Source organism: Rhizobium sp. BK491 (assembly GCF_014194925.1).
Classification (GTDB): Bacteria; Pseudomonadota; Alphaproteobacteria; order Rhizobiales; family Rhizobiaceae; genus Rhizobium.
Window position 1 is genome coordinate 39,054 of record NZ_JACIAR010000008.1, and the last position, 14,947, is coordinate 54,000.

12 protein-coding genes are annotated in these 14,947 nt (G+C 57.8%); 4 read left to right on the plus strand and 8 right to left on the minus strand.

Annotation, left to right across the window (positions count from 1 at the left end; all coding sequences use genetic code 11):
* Positions 1-126: 126 nt before the first annotated feature.
* From repB to FHX05_RS25635, 3 genes are all read right to left on the minus strand, one after another.
* Entirely contained in the window at positions 127-1,128 is a 1,002-nt protein-coding gene (gene repB / locus FHX05_RS25625) for a plasmid partitioning protein RepB (protein ID WP_183875377.1), read from the minus strand.
* Entirely contained in the window at positions 1,125-2,339 is a 1,215-nt protein-coding gene (gene repA, locus FHX05_RS25630; protein WP_183715464.1) for a plasmid partitioning protein RepA, read from the minus strand. Before repA ends, repB begins: the two co-directional genes overlap by 4 nt.
* A gap of 347 nt (positions 2,340-2,686) precedes the next feature.
* A complete protein-coding gene (locus tag FHX05_RS25635) occupies positions 2,687-3,511 on the minus strand; it encodes an alpha/beta hydrolase (protein WP_246699101.1) in 825 nt (274 codons plus the stop codon).
* Positions 3,512-3,712: 201 nt separating this feature from the next.
* On the opposite strand from FHX05_RS25635, the gene FHX05_RS25640 reads away from it, so the two are divergent.
* Entirely contained in the window at positions 3,713-4,918 is a 1,206-nt protein-coding gene (locus FHX05_RS25640; RefSeq protein ID WP_183875379.1) for a GGDEF domain-containing protein, read from the plus strand.
* A 37-nt stretch (positions 4,919-4,955) separates the two neighbouring features.
* Here FHX05_RS25640 and FHX05_RS25645 read toward each other — a convergent pair whose 3' ends face one another.
* The 4 genes from FHX05_RS25645 to FHX05_RS30855 all read right to left on the minus strand — a co-directional run bounded on the left by FHX05_RS25645 (position 4,956) and on the right by FHX05_RS30855 (position 7,261).
* A complete protein-coding gene (locus FHX05_RS25645) occupies positions 4,956-6,122 on the minus strand; it encodes a site-specific integrase (RefSeq protein ID WP_183875381.1) in 1,167 nt (388 codons plus the stop codon).
* Positions 6,112-6,531: a type II toxin-antitoxin system VapC family toxin gene (locus FHX05_RS25650; RefSeq protein WP_183715470.1), complete on the minus strand. Its 420-nt coding sequence runs from the start codon at positions 6,529-6,531 to the stop codon at positions 6,112-6,114. The genes FHX05_RS25645 and FHX05_RS25650 overlap by 11 nt, the downstream gene beginning before the upstream one ends.
* Positions 6,531-6,773 carry a type II toxin-antitoxin system prevent-host-death family antitoxin gene (locus FHX05_RS25655; RefSeq protein WP_183715472.1) on the minus strand — a complete coding sequence of 81 codons (243 nt, stop codon included), beginning with the start codon at positions 6,771-6,773 and terminating at the stop codon, positions 6,531-6,533. Before FHX05_RS25655 ends, FHX05_RS25650 begins: the two co-directional genes overlap by 1 nt.
* Positions 6,774-6,997: 224 nt before the next feature.
* The gene (locus FHX05_RS30855) at positions 6,998-7,261 is read right to left on the minus strand and encodes a hypothetical protein (protein WP_348648343.1); all 264 of its coding nucleotides are present in this window, start codon (positions 7,259-7,261) and stop codon (positions 6,998-7,000) included.
* 75 nt (positions 7,262-7,336) lie between these two features.
* Here FHX05_RS30855 and FHX05_RS30860 point away from each other — a divergent pair, with 75 nt between their 5' ends.
* Positions 7,337-7,759 carry a hypothetical protein gene (locus FHX05_RS30860; protein WP_348648346.1) on the plus strand — a complete coding sequence of 141 codons (423 nt, stop codon included), beginning with the start codon at positions 7,337-7,339 and terminating at the stop codon, positions 7,757-7,759.
* Complete coding sequence (locus FHX05_RS30865) at positions 7,650-8,105, plus strand: DUF1612 domain-containing protein (protein ID WP_348648344.1); 456 nt, start codon at positions 7,650-7,652, stop codon at positions 8,103-8,105. The genes FHX05_RS30860 and FHX05_RS30865 overlap by 110 nt, the downstream gene beginning before the upstream one ends.
* 27 nt (positions 8,106-8,132) lie before the next feature.
* On the opposite strand, the gene FHX05_RS25665 is transcribed toward FHX05_RS30865, so the two are convergent.
* Positions 8,133-8,327 (minus strand): hypothetical protein, encoded by a 195-nt coding sequence (locus tag FHX05_RS25665; protein ID WP_183875383.1) that lies wholly within the window; start codon positions 8,325-8,327, stop codon positions 8,133-8,135.
* Positions 8,328-8,571: 244 nt separating this feature from the next.
* Between FHX05_RS25665 and FHX05_RS30870 the strand changes: the two genes are divergently transcribed.
* A complete protein-coding gene (locus FHX05_RS30870; protein ID WP_183875385.1) occupies positions 8,572-14,640 on the plus strand; it encodes a hypothetical protein in 6,069 nt (2,022 codons plus the stop codon).
* Positions 14,641-14,947 lie beyond the last annotated feature (307 nt).

Sequence of the window (14,947 nt, forward strand, 5' to 3'; positions counted from 1 at the left end):
TCGTGGAAATGCGATTCTCGATCTTGCTTAAGGACTTGAGGAAGGCTTCCACGACGGGAACGTTTTGGTGGCCTTTTTCTTTGCGCTATCGCTCCTTATGAATCAGATAAACTGCTTTATCGGACCTCATTTTATGCGGCCCAATTGATGATCGTACTCCCGTACGAGCTCAGGCATCCGTTCCGCCAACCAGCGAGCGAACGCATCTTGCTTTTTCGGGATGGTGACCGTGGTACCTGTCGACGAACTTTTCATGCGCCCGAACAGCCGTTCGCCGAGCGTAAAGTTGATCACATCGCGCGACTCGTCCGGCTTCGTAGGAATGATGCCATTGGCGGTGTCCATTGCCATCGCGATACGGCCCGCTCCATCCTTCGATTGAAAATCGGCAGTGTCCAAGATCTCGCGAACTGCGGCTATCTTGCTATCGTCCTTTAGAAGCTCAGCGAAAGCGGTCCACTTCGGACGGCCGACGGATTTGGCGCGACCGATGGCAAAGATGATATCAGCGGGAATGACGGATGTTACACGGAACAGATGCGACACGGCTGCTTCTGAGAGCGCCAAAACCGGGCAAATTGCGCGGTGAGACAAACCGGCTTCCTTGAGCTGAACAGCCCACATGGCTTGTTCGATCCAGGTCAGGTTTTCACGTACGCCGTTTTCAACAGCCTGTTCTTCGATCAGTTGGCGGTCCGTAAGATTGCGCACATGCGCCTTTATCTTGACCGTCTCCGGACGTTCGGCCTCTGCCATCAACGATTTTATCGCGGCCAGACGGCGGTGACCGTAGGCGAGCTGATAGTGGTCAGGTTTGGTCGGGTGCGGCCGGACAAGGACAGGTATTTTCTGCCCCTCTGCCGCAATGGAGATCTTTAAGGCTTCAAGTTCGACATTGGCATCATGGTCGTTGCTGAAGCGATCTTGATAGGGCGACCGATCAATCCTGGATGGATCGAGCGAGAGAATGCTGTCTTCACCCAGTTGAGTCAGCGATTTACCCACATTGGCGATGACAGGCGACGAGTGCCGTCTTGCAGGGATCAATTTCTCGGAGGTATCGGCTTCGACCGACTCGGTGCGATTGACCGCCTCCTCGGCCATACGTTGAAGGATGCTCTTTTTCATGTGCTGCGACCCCAGACTTTATGGGCAAGTGCAAGGATTTCAAAATTGACCCTGTCGGCGCTTTCGAGTGCCCGCTTAAGGGCTTCTCTTCCGACTTCGCCGGTCTCCAGCTCGTAGAGAGATTTTTTAGCGACGGCCGCTCCGGCGATTGCAGTAGACTCGACTGCTTCCGCAACGAGAACGTCATCCCCAAATAGCCGGCGCATCACGCCGCCCATGTATTTCTGCGGACCATCGTTCGGATTTACGCGGGTGAGTAGAAAGCGGAAAAAGTCATGCTCGAATCTCGCGCCGAACTGCTCCAGAACCTCGGCTAGATCCGAAATCATCAGCAAAAACTGATTGCAGGAGGCGACATCGAGCATCGCCGGGTGCACGGTGATGATGAGCGAGGTTGCTGCGTACAGGGCAGCGAGCGTCGAGTAGCCTAGGGAAGGTGGCGTATCGAGGATGACGAAATCATAACGGTCGTCTACAGTGGCTATCGCAGTATTGATGCGCTCAAAGAAAAGACCGAGTTCGTCACGTGTTTTCGATGTCAGGTAGTTGGGGGTGTCAAACTCAAAGTCCATGAGCTCGAGATTGCCAGGAACGAGATCGACGCCTGGGAAATAGGTGGGCCGGATGACGTCAAGGAAGGACCGCCGCTCGTTGTCGTAGCGAATAGCAGCAAAGGCGGTTTCGTTATCGCCTAGGTCGAATTCGGGTTGGATACCGAAAAGGGCCGTCATCGATGCCTGTGGATCGAGATCAACGCAAAGGACACGATAGCCTTGGAGGCCCAGAAAGTGGGCAAGATGGATGGAGGTGGTTGTTTTGGAGCTTCCGCCTTTGAAATTTGCGGTGGCGAGGATCTGGAGTTTCTCGCCCTTTCGGCGGTAAGGCAGGAGATGCCCCGCCTCGTCCGGACGTAGAGTTGCCAGGAAGGAGCGGAGTTCTCGGACCTGTTCGACGGTGTAAGTTCGACGGTTGTTCTCAGCCCTGTCAGGGACGGGCCCCTTTCCCTCGATAGTGAGCTGGCGCAAGGTGCTCTCAGGTACGCCGAGGAGACGAACAAGATCGACGGTTGAGAAGGTTTTTGAAAATGTCTTCCGCGCCTCGGGCGGATAGACCGCCTCCCGCATATCTCGGAGCTCCGCAGAAAGTTTCGACGTGTATACGCCGATTTTTGATGCGGTATCTGTGACGCTCTTAGATGCGATTTGATGCATCCGATCCTCTTGACGGTTTAATTCACTTTATGGGGCAATTTCCGTCATGATTGGCAGAGGTCGTCCGATTCCACAAGCCTTTTTTAGTTAATCAAAAGTTAACGGGATAGGTGCGCAATCGAAGGCTCGCGATACTGATGTCATGTCGCGGAGAGGACTTTACAGTTGTAAAGTAGCGCCCTCCCCTTTTCGCGGTGCCGAACTTTACAGCTGTAAAGCCTGTCTTCAAACGAGGCTCTTATGCCCTGGACGATGCTTCGCAGAAGGACGCTGTGAAAGCGGCTCGGTGATCGAGAACTCGTCGTGCGAATTTCGGGTGTTTTACCGCTTTGCCGGCTGTCTCTGTCTCACGCAACGTCGGCAAGGAAGCTGTTTAGCAGGGCATTGAACTCCTTGTGCTTTTGCCAGTGGAGACCATGCCCGGCATTTTCCAGGCGGGCAGCGCCGCTGTTCCAGAGGTTCCTGAAGGTCAGGCTGTCGATGTAATCGAGATTGATCACAGGGTCGTCGGCGCCGTTGACGATAGCCAGTGGAACAGGCGAAGTTGCGACAAGGGTGCGTTGATCGGGGTGTTTTCCGGCCAGAGCTGCATCGATCATCATCCGACGCGACCGTCCGTCGGTTCGTCTGACAGCTATTTTCCAGAACGCATCGTGGACAGCGTCAGGTCCGAGAGCGAGGGCGACGACCATGTGGATTTCCTGCTCGGTCAGCGTCTCTTTTCCAGTGTAAGCGAATTCCGGATTGGGAACGAAGCCGAGCGCAGCACCTTCTGAGCACGGTGGGATTGGTGGTGTACCAAAGATCATCGCCCCGACAATCTTTTCGGGTAGGAGCCTCATGAGTTCCAGGGCGACATGGCCGCCGAGCGAGTGGCCGAGCAGGGCGAAACGGTCGAGGTCGAGTGCGTCAGTGACTTCGCAGATAGCGTCGGCATATCCATTGAAGTTGTAGGTATGCAGTGGATCGGTCGCATCGGAAGATTGACCATGGCCAGGCAGGTCGACGGCGACGATCCGGTGTTTGTTGGCAAGGGCCTCGATCTGAAAATGGAATGTTTCCTTACAGAGGGAGTTGGCGTGAATCATGATAACGGGAAGTCGGCGGCCAGGTGAGTCGTAGACAGCGATCTGACCGTGGGACGTTTCAATCTTTTTTTCGTGTTCCATCATGCACCGTAGATTTCTTATTTGGCCTGTAACCAGATCTCCGCAATAAGGGACGGCGTTGCCATGCCAGTAAATCGGTCACTATGGCTTTAGTTCGCTCAATTTGAGCTATTTCCTTTTCGGTTTAACAAACCTTTTTTCGTATGACCCAATCGGCAGCTGAGCACGGCAAGGACTAACTCCACAGATCTCAGGTTGGACAGGATGGATGCTGCGATTGTCAGGACCACGCTCCAGTTGGTCATCCCCGGCATTCTGTTGATTTTCGGAATCTCTTTTGTCTGTACCTGGCTGATCGATCGTAAGCGTCACTACCTTCTGGTTTTGGCGGGTGCCTGTGTCTTCTTCGCCTTGGCTGCTGGATCCCAGATATTCAGCTTGCCATCCGGCGCGGGGCCGAACGCGGTTGTCTCGGGGGCAATTTATACGGCGGCCGTTATCACCGCCGCTGAGGGCCTTCTGTTGCGGTCGGGTAAGACGTTTGGACTATACGCGGATGTCATGATCGTCTGTGGGTTCACGGCTTTGTTGGCCTATTTCTTCTATGTCGACAGAAACCTGCTTGCGCGGGTTTATATTCAAAGTTTCGGGTACGGCTTTGTCCTTCTGGTCACCGCGTTGCGTCTGTCGGGACTAATGCGGGGCCGTGTTGTCGACAGGGTCTTATTCTGGATCTTGCTGGTTTTCTCTATCCAGTTTTTTCCTCGGACCTTGCTTACGATAGGATTGTCAGCTCCGTCAGACAGGGCGGCATTCGCAAACTCGATCTTCTGGCAGGCTCTGCAGCTCTCGCTTGGTGTGTTAGGCGCAAGTCTCGCGATGGCCATTCTCGCCGCTGCGGTCACCGATGTAATCGACGATCTGCGGCATCAGCGCGACGTTGACCACCTGACAGGTGTTTTCAACCGCCGTGGCTTCGAGGAACGGATTGCGGGTCGCCTGCGCAAAGGCGGGCACGCTTTGCTGCTGTGCGATATCGACAAGTTCAAGAGTATCAATGATCAGTACGGTCATGATGTTGGTGACATAGTGCTGAAGGCCGTTGCACGGCAATTGGAGCTTTCCCTTCGAACAGGTGACATCCTCGGGCGGATGGGAGGGGAAGAATTTGCGGTGTTTTTGCCAGACACCTCCGCCAGGGAGGCGCAGGAATGCGCTGAGCGATTGAGGTTGGCAATCCAGTCCTGCAAGTTCACAGACCCGGATCTGGGATCCGTGACAGCAAGTTTCGGTGCAGGAGTACTGGCCCCTGGTGAGACCTGGTCATCATTTTACAAGAGGATCGATGGGCTGCTCTACGATGCAAAGAGAGGGGGGCGCAACCGCACCGTATCCGACATCCGGCTCGTCTCGTCGCTCGCAAACGATACGTCAGATCCTCCGTTCAGCCTTCAAGCTCATCGCGCTTGAAACGGGGCTCCGCGTCGGCGAGCTACGGCGGGTTTGATCAGACGACGAGGCGGGCGGCGCGTCCCATCTTCCGTTCGGTATTGTTGTAGTAGCCCGACGCCTGGGTGACCGACTTGTGCGTCGATTGCTGCATAGCTTCGAGCAAAGGAATACCCCGCTTCGCAGCTTCGGTGAGGTAACCCGAGCGAAGTCCATGCGCAGAAAACTGCACGGGGTCGAGGCCGGCCTGTTTGATGCGGGTTTTCAGGATGAGGTTGACGGATTGGGGTGTCATCGCCCGCCGATCCAGATTGCCCCATTGGTCGATACGACGGAAAACCGGTCCTGCTTCAATCTTTGCCTGTTCGAGCCACTGCTTGAGCGCAGTTACCGGTCGGCCGATCAGCACGACATGCTCGTCGTCATCAGCCGACGTGGTTTTTGTACGGCCGAGATGGATTGTCAGGCAGGGCAGGAGAGGGGAGTGCTCGTCGGCGGGATTGGCGCGAACCGGTTCCTCGTCCACTAGGTCCTCGACGCGTAGTCCCGCCACTTCGGAACGCCGACGGCCGCCGGATGCGAAGGCCATCAGCAGAAGCGTCCGGTCGCGCAGATCGACCAGCCGATCGCCGGCACAAGCGGTCAGCAGCTGGGCAAGGATATCGCCGGTCACCGCCTTCTTGCTTTTCCTTTGCCGCGGCCGATTGCTGGCGCGAACCGCCAGACGCAGGGCGCTCTTCAGCGACGGCGCCGAAAACGATCCGGTCAGGCCACGCCAACGGGTCAGGATCGACCAGCTGGTCAACCGTCGGCGAACGGTGGCCGGCGCATGCGGGCCGATACTTCTCAGCAGCCCCTTGGCGCGAAGTACGATCGCCACATCTTCGGGCATGCCGTGGTCGGGAGTGGCTTCTCGTTCGGCAGGGGTCCACAGATGGTGCGCGACGAATTTCAACAGCAGGCTTTCGGGCGCAGGCCAGGGGAGGGGGGCGCCAGTCGCCACGGAACACCAGGCCTCAAGATAGCCAAGGTCGGACGCCAGCGCCCGCATCGTATTGTCGCCCATGCCCTCGCTGGCGAGATGTTTCAGCGTGGCGACATCGTCGTCGGTCAGAAGCTCAGCGAGCTGATCGCGCCGGTCGAATGGCAGGATCGCATCGAGCGCGTCGAGTTCCTCGGCACGCTTTAGAATTTTATGGCCTGAAAGCCGCAGTTCAGTGCTCATGTTCGAGTGGCCCCACAACGGGGATCCCCTCACCGCGGGCGGCGGCGGCCATCTTTCGGTCGCCGGTGGCCAGAGGTAATCCGTGCGTTCTGGCAAGCGCGACATAACTCGCGTCGTATGCGGTCAGCGTGTAACGGGCCGCCAGGTCCAGCACCAGCCCATCTCCGCCCGATCCGGCGTCCTCGAGCGGCAATCCGCGCAGCTGGGTCATCAGCAGAAGTGGTTCGCCCGGGCGAAGCCGGCCACGCCGTTCGGCCATCAGGAATAGATTGCGCGTCTCGAACCAGAACAGCGCCGGCACGAGACCGATCGTCGACCGCATCTCCGACATCAGCCGGTCGGCGGCATCGTGCTGCTCGTCGGGCAGAAACCAGGCGGCGGCGATGGAGGCATCGAGAACGAAGGACATCAGTACCGTCGGCCTTCATCGCGCCATTCGCGGATTTCGTCCTGCGTGGTGACGGGACGGCCGGCGCGCTGGGCCTTGATTTCGGCGATCAACGCATCGACGTCGTTGTCGCGGCGGATGCGAGAGAGACGGGCGACGGGCGTGTTGCCTCGCGCGATAATCACCTCTTCGCCGGATTCGACTTTCGCCAGCAGCTCGGACAGATGGGTTTTGGCCTCGGCGACCTTGACGGTAACGGTCATGATGGATGCTCCAGGGTGCGTCTCTCGTCGAGCAGATGGCGATTTGCACCGTTTTTCGACATTCTGCGCGATCATATGGCCGTTTCCGTAAGTTGGTCAAGGCCTAACCACATCACTATCGATACTTGATACTTATCGATGGTTATAAGATCAACCCGCCATCGTAATCTCTAGCGGAACATAGTCTGAAGAACAGTTCCGTTGGGGAAAATAAAAGCGTTAATTCATATGGTTAATAAGACGCAAATTAGAGAATACCCCGATAGCGGGGGCTCCCAGCCGTTGCGCGGGCTGAGGATCGGCTCGCACGCCTCGATGAGATTGTCCGGCGTAGCCCGGTTGGGCAGGGCCACGCGGAAAGGGCACATTTCTCCGAGTTGGTTGCCAGCATGTGGGTCGCCGGCGAGCTTGTCCATATCGAGGATCTCGTTCTCCACGATGCAGATCGGGATGTTCGCGCTCCGACCCATGAAATCACCATCGCTCATGCGATCCTGCGGACTCGGCGGCGCATCGCCAGCGCGAAGGCTGACTGGGGGACGAGCAAGACCGGGATCGCCGGCATGACCGGGCGAACCGCAGGAGAGGGGAGAGAGCCATCGCCGGGCGAGAAGGGATCGGATGACGACGAAGATGGTTTCGCTGCGGAGTTGGCCGAAATCGATACGATTCTTGAACGTTCTTCGCGCGCACTCGATGTTATGGAGAGGGATCAAGCACCCAGGGCAGATCCCATCGCGATTGGCGAGCTCATTGTCCGAGATCCGGAATGGGACAAGGAAGGTCGGCTTTCAGAGTGGAGTGCAGTCCTGGAACAGGTCGAAGCCCAGCCAGCTTCCGTTGGCGGCGGCGATCCTGTAGGACGCATGGGAATGCATGGAGCCTCTACAGCGGCAGCACTGGCTTGGCGTCCAGCTCGTGAATTCTTATCTCCGCTCGCGCCGAAAGGTGAGCTCGCATCTATCCGGATTTTGCTCAGGCCTTAAGGTGGTTCCACGGGAGCGGCGCCGATCGCCAAACCGAACCTCACGATTGCTTGCCGGCCTTGACGCTATGGCTGGTGGTGCCGAACTGGCTATGAAGGAAGTCATCCGGCTCGGACAGGCGAGGGAGCAGCTCGAGCGCAAGCTGAAGGGAAAGCGATCGTCCAGCAGTCTGTCCAGCAGTCTGGCGGGCGTTGTAGAGTTGCTATTGAAACGGCCCATCGTGTCTTCATCGCTGATAGTAAAGGAGTTGAAGGTGAGCCATCGTGCAGCGCTCGATCTGGTCGCCCAGCTCGGCGTTCGCGAGCTGACGGGGAGGGGGAGCTGTCGAGCCTGGGGCTTGCTCTAGCTGCGGAACCTCAACAGGTTAGATATTTCAAACGATGGTCACGGTGGCCAGCCCGCCATGAACCAGACCAATCGCGGGACAGTGTTTACTCGCCTGTGTTCGGTTGCCAGTTTCGGCGTTGGCGTCCTCCCCGCTCCTTATCGCCAGACGTTTCTTGAAGTCCAAGAGCACTTTGGCCTTCCATCTCTTGCGCTTGTCGAGAAGGACTGGTTTGTCGTTCAAGCCTTGGCAGCAATCCACGACGTCGGTCGATGGGCTCACTCTGGCATTCGGCGGTGGGACCGCGCCACGACACGCCGTTTCTATTGACTACCCCACTCGGCCACCAGTTCTCGACTGCACGATGGACGTTTTCCGTGATATAGGGAAGTCGAAGTAATGAAGGTCCACCAGCATGCGACGGGTGCTCTGCTACGTTTTGGCCGTCTCGCTCTCACTAATGCCACCCGCTGCTGGAGCCGGGCAGGTGGCTTCGTCAAACGCGCAGCAAGTATCCCATTTCGAAGTCTCGTCCGTTTCCTCATTGATGAGCGATCGTGCTCCCGGATCCGGCGGGCCTTCGACGTCGCTTGATAGTTTTCTGCCCAACCTTTTTGCCGGCCAACCGAATTTTGAGTTGCCGCTGCTCTTCCCGGCCATCCGTCCCTCGTTGGGATTATCGATGGAGCCCCGCATGGCGGCGGGAACGACGGGGCCACTGGGATTGGGGTGGGAACTCCAACTTCCCCGGATTGTGCGGAAGGACGCTCAAGGGATTGACTACTCTGCAGCGGACTTCAGCTTGCGAACATCGGCGGGTGTGGCCGACCTCGTCGCTACCGATACGACCACCTTTCGGCCTGTGGCCGACGACAAACTGTTGACGGTGAATCGATCCCGCTCATCGTTTGTGGTTCGAAGCCCCGACGGAACGACGTCCACCTTTGGCGCCACACCGAATACAACACTTCATGATCCCAAAAGCGGGCGCGTGGCCGCTTGGTACCTGGACAAGGTTGTTGATCGGCAGGGAAACGTCGCCACCGTCGAGTACGAGAATATTGGCGGTCGGCCCTACATCAAAGCCATCAGCTACGGCAGCCAATCGAACCAACTGCCACCCTTTGAATTGCTTTTCTCCTACGCGCCGGACGATCTATCGACGGCGAGCTACGCGCTCGGGTTCGAAGACCGGAACGCGTTAGTCTTGCAGAAAATCTCCATCGTGGAACTCGGAAAGCCGGTTCGCCAATATGCATTTGTGTACGATCGTCATCCCGAGATCGCAGCGTTTGTGCTCCGACAGGTAGGTGAGTCCGGCCCGTCGGGAAATCTAACGCAAGCCTTTAGAATCGACTACTTTGCCAACCACGCACCGGACGCGAGCATCACCTCGCCCGGGGGGCCGACTCCCGATTCTGTGTATCTCGGCGGCACAACGAGGCGTAGCGATCTACCAATGCGCAGCCTCTGCTTCGGCGGGGACTTCACTGGCCACGGGCGAGCGGAAATTGCATGTTACTTGCACATGCATGGCTCCGGCAGCGGTCGCAAGGCGAAGCCGAGCACGCAGTGGCAAGTGGCATCCTACGATGGTGCAAAGTGGAACACATCACTGTGGGATAGGGGAACGCCGGTTCATGTTCACCGAATAGCCCCTCGGGGCTACGAACCTTATCCCGATTGGTCGGTTCATGACTGGTGCTTCTCCGGGACTTTCGACAATAGCGGCCGGACAGGGCTTGCGTGTTACGCCGTGGATGGCAGCGGTCCCGACGCCCGACGGTGGACAGTTTCGCTTTCGACAGGAACAGGTTGGACGACGTCAGACTGGGAGGGAGGCCCGCGTCCTGCGGGTGTGCAGCAGTTTGGATCCGGGAAGATAACTTGGGGCATTCCCCCGTTTCCGTTGCGAGATTGTTTCGCTGGTGATTTTGAGGGACATGGAAGGACTGGAATCGCATGTCACCTCGGCGGCGGAAATTGGGAGGTCGCCCTTTCGACGGGTAGCGGCTGGCAACTGCATCAGTGGAATGGCGGTCCGACGCCCAGTGGCGCAGCAGTGGATTCCTGCATTACCGGTAACTTCAACGGAGCTGGTCGCGCTGACATCGCGTGCTATGCCGGAGCTCGAGGCGATTGGCAGGTTGCGCTGTCGACCGGAACAGGATGGCTACTCCAGACGTGGAACACAGGGCCAGCCCCAGCCCTCCCTATTCGAGACTGCCTTACCGGCGACTTCAGCGGAGATGTCAGGACCGGAATAGCCTGTTACCAGGGTGGCGGGCAATGGACGGTTTCGACGCCGACAGGTAGCAACTGGTATACCGCTACGTGGATTGGCGGCCCCGAACCACAAGGTGCTGTGTCTACCGCGTGCGGTACGGGAGGCTTTTTGGCCAACCGCAAGAGCGGTATTCTTTGCCACGTGAGCAATGGGGGTTGGCAGGTCGGCGAGTTTACTGGCGGGCCTGGACAATTGACTCTTTGGACTAATGGTCCTCAGCCGGGAGATCTTTCCGCCCAATGTCTCGTTGGTGACATATTGGGAAATGGTCGAGCCGGTTTGGCCTGCATCGGTGCAGGTGGATCAATGGCGACATGGACGCAAGGAGGACATGACGCCCCATGGGCCGTGTCGACAGTGAGCCTTCCGAGCGGACTTTCGATCCGCTTCGACTATCAGTGGCTGGATCCGTTTACCCAACGCCACCTGTTGGGACCAACGCCGGTACTTCAGTCCGTTCAATTGCAACCTGCACCGGGCGATCCAGCGCTAGAACTGAGCTTCGGCTACGAGGACGGCTACTACAACGCCGACCAGCGTGAGTTCCGTGGCTTTGGCTCAGCCGTCGTGACGTATCCTGTCGGCGGCGACGGACGCAGGAAGATCGTGCGCTTCCGCTTTCATCAGGGCGGCGCCGCCGTGCCCACGAACGATGACTTCGGTGCGCCGGTCGCTTTGATGAAGGGGCGTCCTTATGAGGTGTCAGTCGGCGATGACCAAGACAAGAGGTATGCGGACACCGTCATAACTTACCGGCAGCAAGCTCGAGGCCCGAGCACATTCATTGCACCGCTACAGATCGCCAGCAGTCAATGTGACGGCAACTGCTACCTGACCAAGACTGCCCAATACGACTATGATGATCTGGGCAATCGCGTGACTGACTTGATCACCACGTCCCTGAACGGCGCGTCCAGCGCTATCAAGATGAGCAGGAGATATCTGCGAAACGCGACCGGCGTTCTGGGGATCGTGACTGGCGAGACGGTCAGCGATGCAACGACTGGCAAAACCTACTCTAAAACAGCGTATCACTACGACGAGACCGTCACTTGCGGCTCCACACTCATTGCCCACTCGGCGGGCCGATACCTCAAGACGTCCGAGACCACATTCGAGGGCGACACGCCGATAACGACCTCTATCGCATACGACCAATATGGCAATGTCATTTGTCGACGCCTGCCCGACGGCGCGGCGTTTCGCACCGCTTACGATTTTACGGGCAATTGGCCGCGCACCCTCACGAACCCATTGGGTTTGACGACCCAAATCTACTATTACGGCGTCGATGGTGAAGGATTGGCCGGCGGCCCCCTAGGTCTCGCAAGCAGAGTGGTCGATGCAAACGGCGACACCATCAGGAGTGAATACGATGAGCTTGGGCGGAAGACCCGCGAGACTTTGCCTGATGATGTTTCCGGCTGGGTTGCTTGGGACTATTCGAGCGATAGCGGATTGCAGGTCGTGCATGCGACCGACTCCGCGGGAGACGAAACCTACGAGCGGCGGGACGGGCTCGGCCGTCTCGTCAAGCTTTCATCGCGAGGGCCGGAGGCGACCTGGCTTGACGCAGAGTGGATCTATTCGCCAACGGGTACCGTCGCCTCGCAGCGAGGGCCCGCGTTACGCAGCGTCGCCGTCAAGGCGACGACCTACCGCCACGACATTCTCGACCGGCTGATCGAAACCATAGACCCCAACGGGGAGGTCAGCAAGAACTGCTTTGTTGGCGCCGAAACACTGCAGATTGAGCCCAACGGAGAAATCCGAGGAAGCGAGATCGATGAACATGGCACCATCTCGAGTATATTCGCGGCTGAATCACGTGGAGCGTCAGGTGTGACTTGCGCGCACGCGATGGCACTTCCACGGATCGCCGAAGTTACCGCTGGCTACGATTCCGCCGGAAGACTCCTGCAGGTGATGAAACAGGGCCGGCTATCTACCAAGATGACCTACAACGCCCTGGGTCAGGTTACCGAGGTGTGGGACGTGAACGGCGGCAGCATGTCATACACCTACGACGCGAATGGACGGACCAAATCGGCAGTAACTAATGGCGGCGTGTCCAAGTACGTGGACTACGACCTGCTCGGACGACCGACGAAGTACACTTTCGGCGACCCGACTAGCGCGGATGCAGTTGTTTTCGTCTACGACTCGGCTTCCGCTCATGGCAAGGGAAGGCTTGCTAAGATCACCTTCGGCAATACCTCGGAGGTCTTCGAATATAATTCGATAGGCGATGCGACTAGCACTACCTATGCCGTCGGCGGAACGTCTCAGCGCGTGCTACGAACTTACGATTTCAGGCACCGTATTATGAGCATCACAGCTCTCGGGACGCAGTATCGCCTAAGCTATGATGGTGGGATACTGCGTGAAGTCGACGGCCCCTCTGGGACCATCCTCCGCACCAGTGGCGTTTCACTTGCGGGCCAACCTACGACATTTGACCTTCCGGAGGTCGGTACCGTATCACTTAAGTATCAATCCCCAATTGACGGCCAGTGCGGGGGACAAATTGCGCGCTTGTGCGAGGTGAGCGCGACGACCGCAGATGGAGTAACCACCTTCCTGGAGACGTATGGCTACGACCGCGTTGGCCGCGTCAACACTGTAGAGCAGCCGGGCTCCAGAACGACGATCAAGCGAGACGATCTCGGGCGGGTAACCTCCATCGAGAACTTATCGTCTGATGGGAGCGAGCTAGTACGGCCGACGGAGTCGTTCGTCTTCGACGCGTTTGGGCGAATTGCGAAGAGCTCAGCGATCGGGGACTACACGTACGATTCTACTGCGATCTATGCGGCCGATGGTCCTCGGACCATTGGCGGACAAGTCGTGACTTATCGAAAGGATGGAAGGATCGAGTCCATAGGCTCGACGACATTTGACTACGATGATCGTGGCCTGCTTCAAGCCGTGAGCAGTCCGCGTTCCAGAACGACCCTTGAGTATGATGCGATGGGGCGGCTGAGTCAGGTAGGCGGACAGGATGGAACAACTCTGTTCGGCCCCGACATTGCTTGCGCGAACCAAAAATGTCGCTTTGCTCTGAAGGGTGTTGGCCCATTCCTAATGTTTGATAGCAACAGCGACCGGTCTTACGCAGTGCTCGACGGACAGGGCTCGCCTCGTACGCTCCACACGGGGACGGACCAGAAGTCAGCTATCTTCTCTGCATATGGCCAACCGGCGGGAGATCCAGGCGTGCCTCAGGCATCGCGCACGGGTCTTGCCAACATACCGTTCATCCCCGAGTTGTCGCTATATGTCATGGGGGGGCGCGCCTTTTCGCCCGCTCAATCGGTCTTTCTTGTTCCTGAGCCTGAGTTTCACTTCAGTGGCCAAAGTGCACTGATCGGCAGTTATGTATACGGAAACGGTGACCCTTTCACGTATCAGGATCGCGACGGCCGCTTCGCCTGGTTTGTTCCGATCATAGTAGGGGCAATTCTGGGTGCTACGGCAGCGGCCGCCAACCATTCTAACATACTTCAGGGCGCGCTGACGGGAGCTATTGGCGGGGCATTCTACTGGGTTGGCGCAGAACTTGGTGGAGGCCCGCTAGCGTACGCGTTTGCCGGCGGTCTGTCCGGCTTCACCAATGCCGCGCTGTTCGGCGGTGATGTGCCTCAGGCCACTGTTGGAGGTGCAATTGTCGGCGTCGTTTCGGCTGAGATATTTTCTGAACGCCTTTCGTTTGCTGGCGCCGACAACGGCCTTGATGGAACGATAGACTATACCCTGAATTCGGCACTCAGAGGGGCAGCAGCGGGCGGCGCTTATGCGGCGTTTACCGGTGACGATATCGGGAAGGGAGCGTTGCGGGGAGCAACTGCCGGGGTTATTTCGGCTGCAGCTAATATGTTCATTGGCCACGCATTAGGGCTAACCCTGTCAGGGTTCAAAGCCCCGGAGTGGAACAATGGGGCTTGGGAGTATAATCCGAAGATTGGGAGCGCCTTCACGATTGGAAATGTCGTTGTTGGCGATGAGGAGGTGCTCGAAGCGCCAGCCATGAGCGGCAACCATGTCTCTCTGAACGAGAACGGAGAGGAAGCCAACAATAGAGGGCATGAACTTGGTCACATTCCTCAGAGTGAGACGATGGGGCTCGCCTACCTGCCCGCGATTGGGATCTCCTATCTGATCGGAGGAGCATTTGGCGCAGCGACTCAAAGCGGATACGTGGATGATACTCATGCTTACAGCATGTTTGAGAATGAGAGTGGGTTCATCGGCGTCCCGAGTTTCCAGTGACGGCGTTTCCTTTGGACGCCAAGCAACGTAGCCTCAGAGCGGCGGGCTTCCGTTGCCCTATCTAACTTCCTCGCAATCCACCGATAGGGAGCTAGTTGGCGGGCACGGCGCCGTGTCTGGCACGGCTGTAGAAGCGGAAGCGATTAAGATATCGCATTTGTCATCTGTGCACAGGGGGGCCCCTGAACATTAAAGGGGTACAGATATACGGTAGGCGGATCAGATAGTGAACGGGATGGGTCGGAAGCCGGTGTCCGAGCCAGCCAATGCGGATTTTGCGCGAACCAGCGCGCCACTGCGTCGACCA

Excerpts from the sequence above, each read along its gene's own strand:
- FHX05_RS25640 (WP_183875379.1), top strand. The coding sequence starts at position 3,713 with ATGGATGCTGCGATTGTCAGGACCACGCTCCAGTTGGTCATCCCCGGC.
- FHX05_RS25635 (WP_246699101.1), bottom strand. The coding sequence starts at position 3,511 with ATGATGGAACACGAAAAAAAGATTGAAACGTCCCACGGTCAGATCGCT.
- FHX05_RS30860 (WP_348648346.1), top strand. The coding sequence starts at position 7,337 with ATGACCGGGCGAACCGCAGGAGAGGGGAGAGAGCCATCGCCGGGCGAG.
- FHX05_RS30865 (WP_348648344.1), top strand. The coding sequence starts at position 7,650 with ATGGAGCCTCTACAGCGGCAGCACTGGCTTGGCGTCCAGCTCGTGAAT.
- FHX05_RS30855 (WP_348648343.1), bottom strand. The coding sequence starts at position 7,261 with ATGAGCGATGGTGATTTCATGGGTCGGAGCGCGAACATCCCGATCTGC.
- FHX05_RS25655 (WP_183715472.1), bottom strand. The coding sequence starts at position 6,773 with ATGACCGTTACCGTCAAGGTCGCCGAGGCCAAAACCCATCTGTCCGAG.
- repA (WP_183715464.1), bottom strand. The coding sequence starts at position 2,339 with ATGCATCAAATCGCATCTAAGAGCGTCACAGATACCGCATCAAAAATC.
- repB (WP_183875377.1), bottom strand. The coding sequence starts at position 1,128 with ATGAAAAAGAGCATCCTTCAACGTATGGCCGAGGAGGCGGTCAATCGC.
- FHX05_RS25645 (WP_183875381.1), bottom strand. The coding sequence starts at position 6,122 with ATGAGCACTGAACTGCGGCTTTCAGGCCATAAAATTCTAAAGCGTGCC.
- FHX05_RS25650 (WP_183715470.1), bottom strand. The coding sequence starts at position 6,531 with ATGTCCTTCGTTCTCGATGCCTCCATCGCCGCCGCCTGGTTTCTGCCC.